The sequence below is a fragment of the Nocardia sp. NPDC050412 genome (assembly GCF_044458825.1).
In the GTDB taxonomy this organism is placed as follows: Bacteria; Actinomycetota; Actinomycetes; order Mycobacteriales; family Mycobacteriaceae; genus Nocardia.
Genome location: NZ_JBITIJ010000012.1, coordinates 66,590 through 82,181, shown reverse-complemented (window position 1 = coordinate 82,181; position 15,592 = coordinate 66,590). Strand labels below are relative to the sequence as shown.

At 66.1% G+C, this 15,592-nt stretch carries 10 protein-coding genes and 2 pseudogenes; 2 read left to right on the top strand and 10 right to left on the bottom strand.

The window, feature by feature from the left end:
• Positions 1–10: 10 nt before the first annotated feature.
• From ACIBI6_RS29850 to ACIBI6_RS29830, 5 genes and pseudogenes are all read right to left on the bottom strand, one after another.
• Positions 11–2,866, bottom strand: a complete 2,856-nt coding sequence (locus tag ACIBI6_RS29850) for an ABC transporter ATP-binding protein (RefSeq protein ID WP_396958645.1) — start codon at positions 2,864–2,866, stop codon at positions 11–13.
• A 75-nt stretch (positions 2,867–2,941) separates the two neighbouring features.
• Positions 2,942–3,775, bottom strand: a pseudogene (locus tag ACIBI6_RS29845) (ABC transporter ATP-binding protein); the annotation flags it as partial.
• Positions 3,772–5,115 (bottom strand): LLM class flavin-dependent oxidoreductase, encoded by a 1,344-nt coding sequence (locus ACIBI6_RS29840; RefSeq protein ID WP_396958569.1) that lies wholly within the window; start codon positions 5,113–5,115, stop codon positions 3,772–3,774. The gene ACIBI6_RS29840 and the pseudogene ACIBI6_RS29845, both read right to left, overlap by 4 nt.
• Before the next feature lie 362 nt (positions 5,116–5,477).
• Entirely contained in the window at positions 5,478–6,833 is a 1,356-nt protein-coding gene (locus tag ACIBI6_RS29835; RefSeq protein ID WP_396958568.1) for an NtaA/DmoA family FMN-dependent monooxygenase, read from the bottom strand.
• An 11-nt stretch (positions 6,834–6,844) separates the two neighbouring features.
• Entirely contained in the window at positions 6,845–8,059 is a 1,215-nt protein-coding gene (locus tag ACIBI6_RS29830) for an LLM class flavin-dependent oxidoreductase (RefSeq protein WP_396958567.1), read from the bottom strand.
• A 348-nt stretch (positions 8,060–8,407) separates the two neighbouring features.
• Here ACIBI6_RS29830 and ACIBI6_RS29825 point away from each other — a divergent pair, with 348 nt between their 5' ends.
• Positions 8,408–9,145 (top strand): GNAT family N-acetyltransferase, encoded by a 738-nt coding sequence (locus tag ACIBI6_RS29825; protein ID WP_396958566.1) that lies wholly within the window; start codon positions 8,408–8,410, stop codon positions 9,143–9,145.
• Between the two features lie 40 nt (positions 9,146–9,185).
• Here ACIBI6_RS29825 and ACIBI6_RS29820 read toward each other — a convergent pair.
• Together ACIBI6_RS29820 and ACIBI6_RS29815 are read right to left on the bottom strand one after the other, a co-directional pair.
• A pseudogene (locus ACIBI6_RS29820) lies at positions 9,186–10,480 on the bottom strand (NtaA/DmoA family FMN-dependent monooxygenase).
• Between the two features lie 64 nt (positions 10,481–10,544).
• Positions 10,545–11,153 (bottom strand): helix-turn-helix domain-containing protein, encoded by a 609-nt coding sequence (locus tag ACIBI6_RS29815; protein WP_364345579.1) that lies wholly within the window; start codon positions 11,151–11,153, stop codon positions 10,545–10,547.
• A 157-nt stretch (positions 11,154–11,310) separates the two neighbouring features.
• Between ACIBI6_RS29815 and ACIBI6_RS29810 the strand changes: the two genes are divergently transcribed.
• Positions 11,311–13,026: an FAD-dependent monooxygenase gene (locus ACIBI6_RS29810; protein WP_396958565.1), complete on the top strand. Its 1,716-nt coding sequence runs from the start codon at positions 11,311–11,313 to the stop codon at positions 13,024–13,026.
• A gap of 3 nt (positions 13,027–13,029) precedes the next feature.
• Here the strand turns inward: ACIBI6_RS29810 and ACIBI6_RS29805 are convergent, their stop codons facing one another.
• The 3 genes from ACIBI6_RS29805 to ACIBI6_RS29795 all read right to left on the bottom strand — a co-directional run bounded on the left by ACIBI6_RS29805 (position 13,030) and on the right by ACIBI6_RS29795 (position 15,592).
• Positions 13,030–13,728: an ABC transporter permease gene (locus ACIBI6_RS29805; protein ID WP_396958644.1), complete on the bottom strand. Its 699-nt coding sequence runs from the start codon at positions 13,726–13,728 to the stop codon at positions 13,030–13,032.
• Positions 13,729–13,817: 89 nt separating this feature from the next.
• The gene (locus ACIBI6_RS29800) at positions 13,818–14,801 is read right to left on the bottom strand and encodes an aliphatic sulfonate ABC transporter substrate-binding protein (RefSeq protein WP_364345583.1); all 984 of its coding nucleotides are present in this window, start codon (positions 14,799–14,801) and stop codon (positions 13,818–13,820) included.
• Entirely contained in the window at positions 14,801–15,592 is a 792-nt protein-coding gene (locus tag ACIBI6_RS29795; protein WP_364345585.1) for an ABC transporter ATP-binding protein, read from the bottom strand. The genes ACIBI6_RS29800 and ACIBI6_RS29795 overlap by 1 nt, the downstream gene beginning before the upstream one ends.

The window sequence follows — 15,592 nt, the reverse complement described above, 5'->3', positions numbered from 1 at the left end:
ACTGAACGCGTCATCTGCTGCCCACCGACGATTCATCGCCGACGTAGGCCGACCACAGCCTGCGGTACGGGCCGTCGACTTCGAGAAGTTCGGTGTGGCGGCCGGTTTGGAGCAGTCGGCCCTCGCCGACGACCAGGATGAGGTCGGCAGCCGCGGCGGTGGCCAGGCGGTGGGCCACGACGATGGTGGTACGACCCGCGATGAGCACATCGACGGCCGCGCGGACGCGGGCATCGGTGGCCAAGTCGAGAGAGGCGGTGGCCTCGTCGAGTATGAGGATGTCTGGTTCCACCAATTGGGCGCGCGCCAGGGCCAGTAGTTGGCGCTGACCGGCGGACAGACCCGCACCGTGCGCACCGATCGGCTGGCGGTAGCCGTTTTCGAGGGCGGCGATCATCTCGTGCGCGCCGACAGCACGTGCCGCCCATTCTATTTCGGCCGGGGTGGCATCGGGCTTGCCGTAGGCGATGGCGGCGTGCACAGTGTCGCCGAACAGGAATGGTTCCTGCGGCACCACACCCAGCCGTTTGCGATAGTCGCGCAACCGATATCGACGGATATCGACGCCGTCGACGAGTACCGCGCCCTCGGTGGTGTCGTACAGGCGCGCGAGCAGTTTCACCAGAGTGGATTTGCCCGCACCGGTTTCGCCGACCACGGCCACCTTCTCGCCGGGCGCGATCGTCACGTCGATATTCGACAGCACCCGCGTACCGGCACTGTCGTAGGCGAAACCGACACCGCGGAACTCGATTTCGCCCGCCAGCCGGTCGACGGTGCGGGCATCGGGTGCGTCCGGCGTGGTGACGGGTTCGCGCATCAGGACGCCGATGCGCTCGACACCGACGACCGCCTGCTGATAGCTGTCGAAAACCTGCGACAGCTGCTGAATCGGCGCGAACAGCAGATCAATGTAGAGCAGGAATGCGATCAAAGTGCCTGCGGTGAGCGCGTTCTCGCGCACCTGGTGCACACCGACGGCGAGTACGGCGGCGGTGGCGATCACCGACACGATCTCGATGAACGGGAAGAACAGCGCCATCAGCGTCTGGCTGTGCAGCCGCGCATTGCGGTAACCCCAGGAGCGGCGCTCGAATTCGCGCTGGTTGATCGCCTCCCTGCGGTAGGCCTGGGTCACCGCGATGGTGTCGACATTTTCCTGCAGATAGGCGTTGGCGGCACTGACCTGTTCGCGCGCGAGGTTGTACGCGGGCACCGAGGCTCGGCGGAACGCGACCGTGGCGGCCATCAGCACCGGCAGCAGCGCGAGCACCACCAGCGCCAACTCGGCATCGATCACAACCAGCGCGACCACCACGCCGCCGATGGTGAGCGTGCTGGTCAGGGCCACTGTCAGCCCGGTCTGCAGAAAGGTGGACAGCCCGTCCACGTCGGTGATCATCCGGGTCATGATGCGGCCGGCCAGTTCTCGCTCATAGAACTGCAGACCCAGCCGTTGCAGTTGCGCGAAGACCTTCACGCGCAGCCCGTACAGCAACCTTTCCCCGCCCCGCCCGGTAACCCGCACCTGCGCGACGGTGATCGCCCAGTCCACGACCACCAGCACCAGCGCCGAGGCCGCCGCCAGCAGCAGGACCTCGCGGGCACCGACCAGCACACCCCGGTCGATGCCGTAGCGCACCAGGAACGGAATGAGCGTCTGCGCCAGCGCGTCCAGGGCCACCAGTCCCAGTCCGGCCAGCAGCGGCACCGCGAAGGGCCGCAGCAATCCTGGCAGATCGAAGTTCGGCTCCGGGGTGTGCGAAAACTGTTCGGGCACATCGGGTTCACCGGTCACTGCGGGCAACCGGTCGATCAGTGCGCGCACATCGCCGCTGGGTGGCGCACTCGACATCATCCCGCCACCCAGATGACCGCCCATGCCTCCGGGCCCGCCCGCGGCCCGCTGGGAGAATGCCTTCGCCATCTGCTCCAGCGTGCGCGACTCGTCACCGTCGGTGTCGGTGTGCACCCACAATCCCGCGGTGGGCACGGGGTCGGTTACCGCGGTCAGATCGGCCGCGATACTCGCCGGATCGGGCGGGGTGAACAGGGTGTGGAACAGCTCGCCGGAAGCCTGCAGCTCGTGCAGGGTGCCGAGTTCGGCCACCCGTCCGCCGTCGAGCACCGCGACCCGGTCGGCCAGCGCCAGCGTCGAAATGCGGTGTGCCACCACAATTGTGGTGCGCCGACGCACCTCGGCGGCGATGCGGGCGAAGATCTCCTCCTCCACCTGTGCGTCGATGGCGGAGGTGGCATCGTCGAGGACCAGCACCGGGGCGTCGGTGATCAGGGCGCGTGCCAAAGCCAGTCGTTGCCGCTGCCCGCCGGAAAGCCGTTGTCCGCGTTCCCCGATGACGGTATCGAGCCCTTCGGGCAGCGCGGCGACGAAATCGGCGGCGGCGGCCAGATACAGTGCGTGCCATACCTGTTCGTCGGTAGCGTCCGGGCGTCCGTAGGAGACGTTGGCTCGCACGGTGTCCGCCATCAGCGAGGTGTCTTCGAAGACCATAGCCACTCGACTCCGCAGGTTCGAGAGCTCGCGGATATCGGTGCCATCCAACAGGATCCGGCCCGCATCGGGATCGAACAATCGCGGTAGCAGCTGCACCAGAATCGATTTGCCGGAACCGGCCGCACCCGCGATGGCGACCGTCTCCCCCGGCTCGACCGTGAGATCGAGATCGTGCAGTACAGCAGGCTGACCCTCGAAAGCGAAACGCACACCGTGGAATTCGATCCGTGGCGCACCGTCCGAGACGTCGACGACCTGCCCAGCGGCCGACTCGCCCGGCGGTGGGGTCTCGATCACTTCGCGCACCCTTTCCAGCGATGCCTTCCCCTGCTGGCTGACCGTCAGCAGCATGGAGAACATGCGGACCGGCGTGGCGAACGACCCCAGATAGGTCATGAACGCGAGAAATGTGCCGAGCGTGATGGACTGCCGCAACGCCAGCAGCCCACCGACCACGAGAACCAACGCCTGCCCTGCCGCGGGCACCGCCTGCATAACCGGCGTGAACCGGCTGGTAATGCGGGTGACGCGCAGCCGCGACCGGTACAGGTCACGAGCGGACGCGGCCAACTGCTCGAGTTCGTGCGATTCCTGCCCGAACCCCTTCACCACCCGCACCCCGGCCACCGCGGCCTCCACCCGCATGGCGACCTCGGCTGCCCGGGCCTGCGCATCCCAGTTGGCCGGGAAAAGCACACGCTGACTGCGCGCGGTGATCAACCACAGCGCGGGCACCACCAGCAGCGCGATCACGCTCAGCATCGGCGACATCGACGCCATCAGCAACAGCGACGCGGCGATCAGCACAACATTGCCCGCGACCAGCGGAACCAGTTGCAGGAACATCTGGATCAACGTCACATCGGTAATGGCGCGACTGACCACCTGCCCGGTGTACAGCCCCGCCCGCTGGCGTCCGTTCAGGCGCAGCAGCGCCGCGAACAGGTCGCGGCGCAGGTCGTGCTGCACATCCAGTGACAGCCGCGAGGATCCGGCCCGCCGCAGGTATCCCGCGACGAACCGGACGGATCCGATCGCCAACAGCACAAGCACCCACGGCAGCACCGATGCGGCTGTGCTGGTCAAGGTGTCGACCACATGCCGCACCAGCAGCGGCAGGATGGCCGTGAGTACCGCGGCCACCACCGAACCCACACACGCGACGCTTACCGTCCACCGATGTTCGGCACAGCGCCGCAGCAGATAACGAATCCAGCCGTCGGCAGTCGCGTCGCCGGAACAGTCCGAGCCCGAACTCATCCGGCGACCACGAGTGCGTCCGCGTCGGCGAACTGGTTGGCGGGCCGCTCCAGGCCGTAGTGCCCGCGCAGCGTGGTCTCGGTGTACTCGGTGCGGAACAGTCCGCGCCGCTGCAGAATCGGCACCACCTCGTCGACGAATCGTGCCAGGCCCGAGGGCAGGACGGCGGGCATGATGTTGAATCCGTCCGCGGCGCCGCGGGTGAACCATTCCTCGATGGTGTCGGCCACCTGTTCGGCGGTACCCGCGAAGGTGTGGTGGCCGCGTCCGCCGCCGAGTCGTCCGATCAGCTGGCGCAGCGTAAGCCGTTCGCGCCGAGCCAGATTCACGATGAGGGTGAAGCGGCTCTTGGCGCCCTGGATCTCGTCCTCGGTGGGCAGATCCTCGGGCAGTTCGCTGTCCAGGTCGAGGTCCTCCACCGGAATGCCCCAGGTGCGGGCCAGCTGGCGCTTGGCGTATTCGGGCGAGATCAGCCGCTCCAGCTCGGCATCCAGTTCGCGGGCGTGCTCCTCGGTATCACCGATGACCGGCACGATGCCCGGCAGGATCTTGATGCTCTCCGGATCGCGGCCGAATGCGACGGCACGGCGCTTCAGGTCGGTGTAGAACTCGAGGCCGTCCTCGATCGTCTGCTGTGCGGTGAACACCGCTTCGGCATAGCGGGCGGCGAATTCCTTACCGTCCTCGGAGGATCCGGCTTGCACGAGCACCGGGTACGCCTGCGGCGAGCGCGGCACATTCAGCGGGCCCGCGACCTTGAAGAAGTGTCCCTCGTGTTCGATCTTGCGGACCTTGTCCGGGGCGGTGTGAATCCCGGATTCCTTATCGGCGAGTACTGCGTCGTCCTGCCAGCTGTCCCACAATTTCGTTGCCACATCGACGAATTCGGCGGCCTTGTCGTAGCGCAGCTTGTGGTCGGGGACATCGTCGAGCCCGAAATTTCGCGCGGCATCCGCACCGGCGGTCGTGACGATATTCCAGCCGACGCGCCCGTTCGACACCCAGTCCACCGACGCGAATCGGCGCGCCAGGTTGAACGGCGAGTTGTAGCTGGTGGACGCGGTGGCGATGAGCCCGATCCGCGAGGTCTGCACGGCGATCGCGGTGAGCAGGACGGTCGGCTCCAGCTTGCCGCTGGGGCGGCGGCCGGTATCGCCGAAGAGCACCGGGCTGTCGGCGAAGAAGATGGAGTCCAGCTTTCCGCGCTCGGCGATGCGCGCGAGGTTCACGTAGTGCTCGATCTTGGTGTTCGAGTGCGGATCGGACTCGGGCAGCCGCCACGAAGCCTCGTGATGTCCGGTCGACATCAGAAATGCGTTGAGGTGCAATTGTTTCGACATGATGTTCCTTTCAGACGCCGGCGGGGACGACGCCGAGCGTGGTCAGTAGGGTGCGGCGGATGCGCGGCTGCCCGTACCGCATCGCGCACCGGCAGTGACGCCCGCTGCGCGCGGCGCACGATCGGCGCAATCCGCCAGCGACGACTCCGCGCCTCACCGACGGCCAGCCGCGTGATCGCGCCCGCGGCCGAACGCGGGCCTGTCAACCCGACCGGGATATCATCGACCCCGCCCGATCCGCGCGACACCCTTGCGCTCGAGCCGATTCTGAGAGTGCGCCTGCACGAAGGCCAGAGGCTGAAGATGTACTGCAATGGGATCAGAGCGATCACCCTTTCGGAACACCGAGGGCACCAACCGATTCAGGCCGACACCGCGGACCGGATAGTCGGCAGACCGAGGTTGTCGCGCAGCGTGGTTCCGCTGTATTCGGTGCGCAGAACACCGCGGTCCTGCAGTAGCGGCACGACCTTGTCGACGAATTCATCGATGCCCCATGGCACCAGATGCGAGCCGAGGATGAAGCCGTCGGAGCCGTCGTTCTGCACGAAGGTATCGATCTGCTCGGCGACCTGGGCGGGCGTGCCGACCAGGGGCCCGCGTTCGAACTGATCGATCACCACCTCCCGCAGGGTGAGCTTCTTCGCCTCGGCCACCTGGCGCAGGCGCTCGACCGTGGCGAACCGATCCTGATGTACGAAGGCACGCCCCTGGATGATCGGCGCAGCGTCGGGATCCGGATCGATATCGGGCACCGGGCCCTCCGGGTCGTAGCCGGACAGGTCGCGGTTCCAGATCTGTTCCAGCAGGATCAGCGCGGTCTGTCCGGTGACCTGCTCATTGCGTACGGTGTGGAACTTCTCGATCGCCTCGGCCTCGGTCTCGCCGAGCACGAAACTCGCCGACGGCAGGATCTTGATGTCATCGGCCGCACGTCCGGCCGCGACCGCACGCGCCTTGATATCGCGGTAGAAGTCCGCGGCCTCCGGCAGCTTGCCGTACGGGGAGAAGATGGCGTCGGCATTGGCGGCGGCGAAGGCGCGGCCCTGTGGGGAGACACCGGCCTGCAGGATCACCGGCCGCCCCTGCGGGCTGCGCGGCACGGTGAACCGCCCGGAGATATCGAATTGTTTGCCGTGGAAGGCGAATGCACCAGCATCCGGGCGGGCCAGGTACCGGCCGGATTCCTTGTCGGCGACAATATCGGTGACATCCCACGAATCCCACAGGGCACGAACGGCATTCAGCGTCTCCTCGGCCCGCACATAGCGGTCTGCCGGATCGAGGAAGCCGCCGCGGCGGAAGTTCTGGCCGGTGAAGGCGTCGAAGGAGGTCACCACATTCCAGGCGGCGCGACCACCGGACAGATGATCCAAACTCGCGAGCTGGCGGGCCAACTCATACGGCTCGTTGAAGGTGGCGTTGATCGTGCCCGCCAATCCGAGATGTTCGGTCACCGCGGCGATCGAGGCCAGCACGGTGAAGGTATCGGGGCGGCCGATAACGTCCTGATCGAAGATCTTGCCCGCGCGTTCGCGCAGGATGAGACCTTCGGCGAGGAAGAAGAAGTCGAATTTGCCGCGTTCGGCGGTGCGCGCGGTGTGTTCGAAACTGCTGAAATCGATCTGGCTGCCGGCCTCGGGATGCCACCAGGCGGTGTGGTGGTTGACGCCGCCGAGGTAGGCGCCCAAGATGACCTGCTTACGTGGAGTACTCATGCTGACCTCGCTCAGGCAGTCGCGTAACGGTTGGGAACGTCGGTGGACAAGCCGAGCAGTGCGCGCAGCGGACCATCCGGATAGCCGGTGCGGAACACACTCCGGCGTTGCAGGGCGGGAACGAGCCGGTCGGTGATGGCGGCCAGGTCATCGACCGCGACACCCGGTCGCAACCGGAAGCCGTCGATCCCCTGCGCGCTCCATTCGGTGAGCAGTTCGGCGAGTTCCTCCGCGCTACCTGCGAAAATACCTGCATCCGAAGCGAATTCGGCACCGGAGAGCTCGTTCAACCGCGCCAGTCGTTGCGGACCGGTCGCCTCGTCGGTGTCGAGGAATACGACGATATCGGCATGGACCCGCAGCGGTTCGCCCACGCGATCGACGCGGGCCGCGGCGACCGCGACCTGCTCCAGAATCACTCCGGGTCCCGCCTGGCGGCTCGGCGTGACGAAAACCAGATCCACTGAGCGGGCAGCGAATTCATAGATCAGCGGACCGTGCGCCAGTGCCGCGACCACCGGCTGCCCCTGCGGCGGGCGCGGTGTGATCGACGGCCCACGGACACTGAAGAAGCGGCCCTCGAAATTGATGTAGTGCAGTTTGTCGCGATCGATGAAACGGCGGGTGGCCACCTCGCGAATTTCCGCGTCGTCCTCCCAACTGTCCCACAGCCGCCGCGCCACCTCGACCGCATCGGCGGCTTCTTCGAACAGCTCGTGCGTCTCGCGCGGAAATATCCCCGACGCAACAGCTTCCGCGATATCGGCGACCGTTGGTTCATGCACTTCGCGACGGCCGAAGTGCGCGGCCTCCTCGGCGCTGCCGGAGACCCGCACCTGCCAGCCCGCCCGGCCGCGCGAGGTGTAGTCGAGGGTGGCGATCGACTTGGAGACATGGAACGGTTCGGTATGGGTGACCGTCACGGTCGGGATGAGCCCGATGTGCCGGGTGCTCGGCGCGACCCGCGCGGCAATCAGATTGGCATCGATCCGGGCTCGGACCCGGTCGACGGCGTCATCGGAGGGCTCATGCGGCGTCCCCGGAACCCGCAGGGTGTCCTCGATGCTCACGAAATCGAGCAGTCCGCGCTCCGCGGTGGCGACCAGATCCGTCCAGTAACCGGGGCTGAACAGCTCGGTGGGTCGGGAGTTCGGCTCCCGCCACGCGGCCGGATGCCAGCCCGCTCCATCGAGCGCGACGCCGAGATGTAGTTGTTTCGGTGCCATCGTCTCCCATTCCTGTGCATGCGCGAATGTTGTGTGCTGCAACGCGCGAACCGCTGCGCGTCCCACTCGAACGTTGCGCAGCGCTGACTGCGACCGACGGCGGTGCTGACGGGAAGGACTCCGCGCAGACCTCATATCACGTGGCCACGTGATATTCGTGGTGGTCCCGACCTGGCCTTCCGCCGCTGGTGTCAACGATTGAGATCAGCTCGAGCGCTGGGAAATACGCTGCGAGCGAGGGAATCGACGACAGCCACCGGATAGAAATTCCGCTGAGCACAACCGGTGCCGATACTCGTGCGCCCCGCTAACGTTCTCCGGTCGGACCCTGTTGCGGAGGAGTGCGCGATGACCACCGAGTCGACCATCGACATCAATACCCCACTGCATCCACTCGACGATCCGGTGCGGGCATCGCTGCGCGGCGAGCACCTCCGCTTCGCCAGCTGGGTGGGCCGCATCGGCCGCTACGACCCGGACGTCGCCAGATTCATCGGCCATCCGCCCGCACTGGACGAACAGGATTGGGCCGATCTGGCCACCCTGCTCGGACCGGGCGGCAGCACCGCACTGCGCGGCTACGGCCATGTGCCGCCGGATGGGTGGACCGTGCTGAACGAATTCGGTTCGGTACAAATGGACGGCACCGCGCTACGCGTTGCCCACGATCCGGAACTCGAGGTACTCACCGCCGCTGATGTGCCGGAGATCCTGGAGCTGATCGCCCGCACCGAACCCGGCCCGTATGCGCCGCGGACCATCGAAATGGGTACCTATCTCGGGATTCGGGTGGACGGCAGGCTGGTGGCAATGGCAGGTGAGCGCCTGCACCCGCCGGGTTGGACCGAGATCAGCGCCGTGTGCACCGATGCGGAATTCCGCGGCCGCGGTTTCGCCTCCCGGCTGACCCGTGCGGTCGGCGCGCAGATCCGGGCGCGCGGAGAGACACCGTTCCTGCACGCCGTCGCCCACAATGCGACGGCGATCAGTTTGTACGAGACGTTGGGATTCACCCTGCGCAAGCGTTCGTTGTTGACGATCGTGCAGGCACCATCGTCCACCAACCGCGCGTCGACGCCGAACTGACTCCACGCCGGACCTGGGATGTCCCGCGCAAACCGCGCGCTCAGCGCTCAGGTAGCGGGGGCAGTTCCAGGTTCTCGCGGAAAGTGCCACCGACATAGTCGTTTCCGACGATTCCCCGGCGGCGCAATTCGGGCAGAAGTCCATTGGTAACGAAGTCTCGAGTTCGGGCATCGGCCAGACCACCCAGCGAGATGACATCGAGAACCCCTGCGCGATAACGCTCTTCGACAGCATCGGCCAATTGTTCCGGCGTCCCGGCAGCCGCCCAGTGCCCGGTATCCTTCGCCGCGACGATCAGCTCACGCAGCGTGCGACCGGATGCCGCCAGCTTGGTGAAGATTTCCACCCGCCCGCGCCGGCGGTTCACCGAATTCAGCTCGGGCAGTATCGTTTCCGGGATCGGCCGATCCAGCGGCAGCTCCGTGAGATCGATACCGCCACCGAACATATCCGCCAATTGGATGCGGCCCGCATCGAAGTCGGTCGCCTCGGCCGCCTCGCGGACCAACCGGCGCGCCTGCTCATCCGTTGCTCCATAAGTCGCATGGAACGAACTCATGATCAGCGGTAATTCTTGGGCTCGACCGAGTTCCGTCGCGCGCGCCCGAATCGTCTTGGTATAGGTCACCGCATCCTCGAGCGTCGGAAGCGAGGTGAACACCACCTCGGCGAACCGCGCGCCGAGCTCGATACCGCCCGCCGATTGACCGGCCTGGAATTGGACCGGGCGACGCTGCGGCAACGGCGGGATATTGAGCGGACCCCGCACCGTGAAGTATTGCCCCGCATACTCGATCGGACGCACCTTGGCCGCATCGAGGACCGCACCGCCGTTACCGTCGGGGGTCAGCGCCCCGGCTCCCAGCTGTCGAACAGCGCGTTGATGACCTCGAGGGATTCGGTCGCGCGCGCGTACCGCTCCTCCGGGCTCGGCAGATCCTGATCGCCGTAATTCTCCTCGCCCACCGAGGACGTGACGATATTCCAGGCGGCTCGGCCATTGCTCACATGGTCGAGCGTTCCGAACAGCCGCGCGAGATTGAACGGGTGGTGAAAGGTGCTGGTAACGGTGGCGATCAAGCCGACGTGCGAAGTCACCGCGCTCAATGCGGACAGGAAGATCAGCGGCTCCTGCGCGCCGATCGCGCCCTGCGCCCCGAAGCTCAACAGGTCGGCGGCGAACAGGGCGTCGAACTTATTGGCCTCGGCGATCTTCGCGATCTCGATCGAGGACGCCACCGTCGATTCGTGCGGATCGATCGCGGCCGCATAGACGCTCACCGCGCCGCTGACTCCGGTAACTGTTTTCAATGCCCGACGTCGTGCAGAGCTCATCTGCTCGAGACAACCGTATTCCGCTCCCGCAGAACAGGTTTGCGATCAGCTCGAATGGAATCGGTCAGAGTTCGGGAAGATCAGGCAGCGGCGCGCCGACTATCTGCCGTGCCTCCTCCCGCGAAACCCCCAACGCGCACAGCACCAGTTCGGCCGCACCGGCTCCGGCATCACGCCAGGCCTGATGCCCTTCGAGCACCATCCACATCGCGCTGACCACCGCGCCCGTAACCATCGCGGCCACGCTCAGCGCCATAACCGGCGAGACGGTGTAGCGGCCGCTCTCGATGCCCTTCTCGATATCGCGCATCGGCGGACCGCCGAGCACCTCGCGCAGGGATTCGTCGGTCAGGCCGAACCGGACCAGGAACCGCCCCATCGCGGGATTCTCATGGGCCCGGCGCACCAGCAAGCGGATCCCGGTGGCCATCCGCAGCGGCGGATCGATGTCGCCGTGCGCGTCCATGGCCCGGACATTCGCATCGTGGATATCGAAGGCGAGTTGCGCCCGCACCCGGTCGTAGAGCTGCTCGATGGATTCGACGTTGCGATACAGCGTGCCGCGGGCGACGCCCGCCTCGGTGGCCAGCTCGCTGATCGTCAGATCCGTGGTGCCCCGCGCAGCGAACAGCCGCATCGCAGCCGCATTGATCCGCTTCTCGGTCACATTCACCGGCATTCCCTTCCTGAGTTCCACACCAAAGCTACGACATTGTTTTGAATGAGTCGGAAGCGATCTAAATAGATCATTATTGACACTAATTGAACAAGGCTGTTCAATGTGGTGTGTGGCACATAGGAGTGACTGGAGATCCGGAAAGGAAGGCGCGATGACCCCCGCCGAAACAACCTCAGTACTGGTGGTAGGGGCCGGTCCGGTAGGTCTGACGCTCGCGCTCGAACTGGACCGCCACGGTGTGGACACCGTCGTCGTGGAACGCAATGCCACCAGCACCCGGCATCCGAAAATGGACATCACCAATGGCCGCAGCATGGAGCTGTACCGGCGACTGGGGGTCGCCGACGAACTGCGCAAGGTCGCGATTCCAGACGACTCCAGGGCCAGAGTCAGCTGGGTCACCAATGCGGTCGGCTGGGAGCTGGCGCGCTTCGAATATCCCAGCGTCGCCGAACAATTCCGGCTCATCCACGAACGCAATGACGGCACCCTCCCGCTGGAACCCGCCATGCGCGTATCCCAGGTGATCCTCGAACCGGCGCTGCGCGAACAGCTCGAAACCCGAACCAACGCACGCGTCCACTACGGCTGGGCGCTGGACAGTTTCATCGAGGACACCGACGGTGTCACCGCGCGTCTGACATCCGGGGAGACCGGGCAATCGCGCACCGTCCGCGCGCAATATCTCGTGGGCTGCGACGGCGCGGGCAGCCGCACCCGCAGGCAACTCGGTATCGGACACGACGAGATCGATCTCCGCAAACTCCTCGTCAAAGAGCTCGGCCCGGGACGAACTGCCAAGAGCTCGATCCGCGCATTCCGCGCCACGGGGCAGCGCCCCATGGACGGCCGGTTCTACCTCGTGCACTTCACGACCACAGATACTGAGATCCGCACCCGCTTCGGCACCGTCTGGCACCTCCAGTCCCCCGAAGGCTGGACAGTCATCTCGCAGAACGACCGCGACACCTTCACCCTGCAGGCGCCCCTCGGCATCGGCACCGACGCCGACAAGATCGACCCGCGCGAGTTCGTCTACGAACGACTCGGCCGACGCTTCGATATCGAGATCCTGGTCGCCAATTTCTGGACCCCGCGCCTGACCGTCGCCGATTCCTTCGGACGCGGACGCGTCTGGCTCGCCGGCGATGCCGTCCACCAAGTCGTGCCCACCGGGGGCTACGGCATGAATACCGGCGTCGGCGACGCGGTAGGACTCGGCTGGGTCCTCGCCGCACAGTTGCACAACTGGGGTGGCCCCGGCCTGCTCACGGCCTACGAGCAGGAGCGACGCGCCGTAGCGCTGCGCAACCGCGCGGCCTCGGCCAGGCACAGCGCGGTCCGTGGCGCCATCATGACCAGCGACTGGACCGCCATGCACAGCGAACGCTGGTTCGGCGAACGCACCCGGTGCGAACTCGGCCGCGAGATCAGCGACCTGGGCAACCTGGAAAACGAAGCCCTCGGCATCGAACTCGACTACCGCTACGACGACTCCCCCATCGTCTGCCGAGATCTCGATGGGCACGCGCCGCCGCAGCGGATGGCCGAATACGTACCCAGCACCTGGCCGGGCGCCAGGCCGCCGAGCGTGTACCTCGCGGACTGCCGCGCGATCTTCGACCTGTTCGGCCGCGGCTTCACTCTGCTGCGCTTCGCCGAACACGATGTCACCGGATTCGTAGACGCCGCAGCTCAGCGTGCCGTTCCACTCGACGTGGTCGATATCCGCGACGAACATGCCCGGGCGCTCTACGAACGCGACCTCGTGCTGATCCGCCCCGACCAACACGTTGCGTGGCGCGGCAACGCCGCCCCGACCGACCCGCTTTTCATCGTCGACCGCATCCGTGGCGTGCACGTCTGATTTTCAGAACCGGCTGTCGATCAATTTCGTTTCCGCGATGGCGAATACGGTGTCGCTGAGCTTGCCGAGCAAGGCCAGCAGCACAATGGCCAACAGCATGATGTCGGTGCGGCCGCTGTTCTGGCTGTCGATCAGCAGGAATCCGAGTCCTTTCGACGAGGCGATCAGCTCGGCCGCGACCAGGAACAGCCAACCATTGGCCAGGCCGAGTCGCAGACCGTTGACGACCGCCGGTGCCACCGCGGGCAATTGAATCGAGAACAACAGCGCGGCACGGTGCAATCCATAGGCCCGGCCGAGTTCGGTCAGGTGCGGATCGACCTGTGCCAGAGCCGATGCCGTCGTCGTATAGATCGGGAAGAACGCACCGATGGCCACCAGCACGATCTTGGGTTCCTCGCCGATGCCGAGCCACAACAGCAGCAGCGGCACCCACGCCAGCGACGGCACCGTGCGGAACAATCCGACCGTCGGCGCCAGCAGCACACGGGCGATATCGAACAGCCCGACCACCGCGCCGAGCACCAGTGCGATGAGCGCCCCACTGGCGAATCCGAGCAGCACCCGCTGGATGCTGATCGCCAGATGGCTCCACAATTCGTCGCGCTGCAACAACTCCCGCAGTGCGGCAAGCACTTCCGCGGGCGGCGCGAGCTGGCTCGACGAATACAGTCCCGCCGAGGTCACCCCTTGCCACAGCAATAGCAGCAGCACGGGTACGACCAGTCCGAGCGCCACCTGATCCCAACGGATCCGGCGCGCGGCACGCGGCGGTGCGGTCTGGGTGACCGTCACCGAAGGGCCTGCTGTGCGAATTTCGGCTCGAAGAGTGCACCGAGCGCGGTCTCGGCGGCTTCCTTCGATCGCACGTCACCGTCGGCCACGATGATGGGCACGATCGGGGTGAGTACCGCCCGCTGGGTCTCGCCCGGTACCGGATCGACCTTCAATACGGTGCGCTCGAGCGTTTCCTTGGCGACGTCGAGGGAGGTCTTCGATTCCGTCGCCAGCAGCTGCGCGAGTTCGTTCGGATGTTCCAGCGCCCAAACCCGCGCCTGTTCATAGGCATTGACCACGGCCTGGACCCGGTCCGGATGCTGTGCGATGAAATCCGCGCGGGCGTTGAGTACGCCGTAGGTCTGGAAGTTGGCGTTGCGGTAGAGCAATCGCGAACCCTGCTCTTGACGGGTCTGCGCCATGTAGGGATCCAGACCCGCCCACGCATCGACATCACCGCGTTCGAGTGCGGTCTTGCCGTCGGCGTGCTGCAGGTTGGTCACTTCCACATCCTTGGCGGTGAGACCAGCTGTCTGAAGTGCCTGCAGCAGTGTGAAATAGGCGTCGGTACCCTTCGTCGCCGCGATCTTCTTACCCCTCAACTCGGCCACCGAGGTGATGGGAGAATTCTTCGCGACGACCAGCGCGGTCCATTCCGGTTTGCTGTAGATCGAAATGCTTTGCAGCGGTGTGCCATTGGCCTTCGCCAGCAATGCCGCCGAACCCGCGGTCGAATTCACATCGATCGCGTTGGCGCGCAGACTTTCATTGGCCTTGTTGCTGCCCGCGGAGAATACCCAGGTCACCTTGGCGCCGGACTTCTCCAGCAGGTGCTGGTCCCGGATGACCAGGCTCAGCGGGTTGTAGTAGGCGTAGTCCAGCCGCACCTCATCCGCACCCGCCCCGGCCGCGCCGGACTTTTCGCCCTCCGCGCAGCCCGAAAGCAGCGTCATCACCGCCGCCGCGACGGCTGCCAGGACGATGGTCGCTCGTCTCATCAGAGTGTCTCCTTGACGGTGGCGCGGCGCGCAACGCCGAGTCGTTCGAGTAGGTCGAGCCGCAGCGCGGCCAACCGTGGGTCGGTGTCGTCGCGCGGCCGATCGGCGGATACCTCGAGCGCCGTGCCGATCGTGAAACCTGTTTCGCCACTGACAGTTTCGAGTACAATTACGCGGTCGGCCAGGCGCAGTGCCTCGTCCACATCGTGGGTGACGAGTACGACCGTGATACCCGCGGCGCGCTGCACCTCGTCGAGCAGGTCCTGCATCCGCAGCCTGGTCAGCGCATCCAACGCCGCGAACGGCTCGTCGAGCAGCAGCACGCCAGGATGGCGAACCAGCGCGCGGGCCAATGCCGTTCGCTGCGCCATGCCCCCTGACACTTGTCGCGGACGATGTCCCTCGAATCCGGCCAGTCCGACGATCTCGAGCCCGCGCCGCACCTCGGCCTCGCCTTCGGCCCGCGAGATGGTCGGTGGCAGACCCAATGCGACATTGCCCGCGAGATCGCGCCACGGCAGCAGCCGCGGCTCCTGGAAAACCACCGCGCAGCGCGGGTCGATGCCGCGCATGGGACGACCGTCGAGCACGACCTCGCCCGCGGTCGGCTCGTCCAACCCAGCAATGACCCGCAACAGTGTCGATTTCCCACTGCCGGACGGACCGACCAGCGCGATCACCTCACCCGGTGCGATCTCCAATTCGATATCGCGCAGGACCGTATGGGCGCCGAAACTGCGGCCGAGGCCGCGCAATGCGACCCCGGCGGCACGACTGGCAGTGGGTGACAC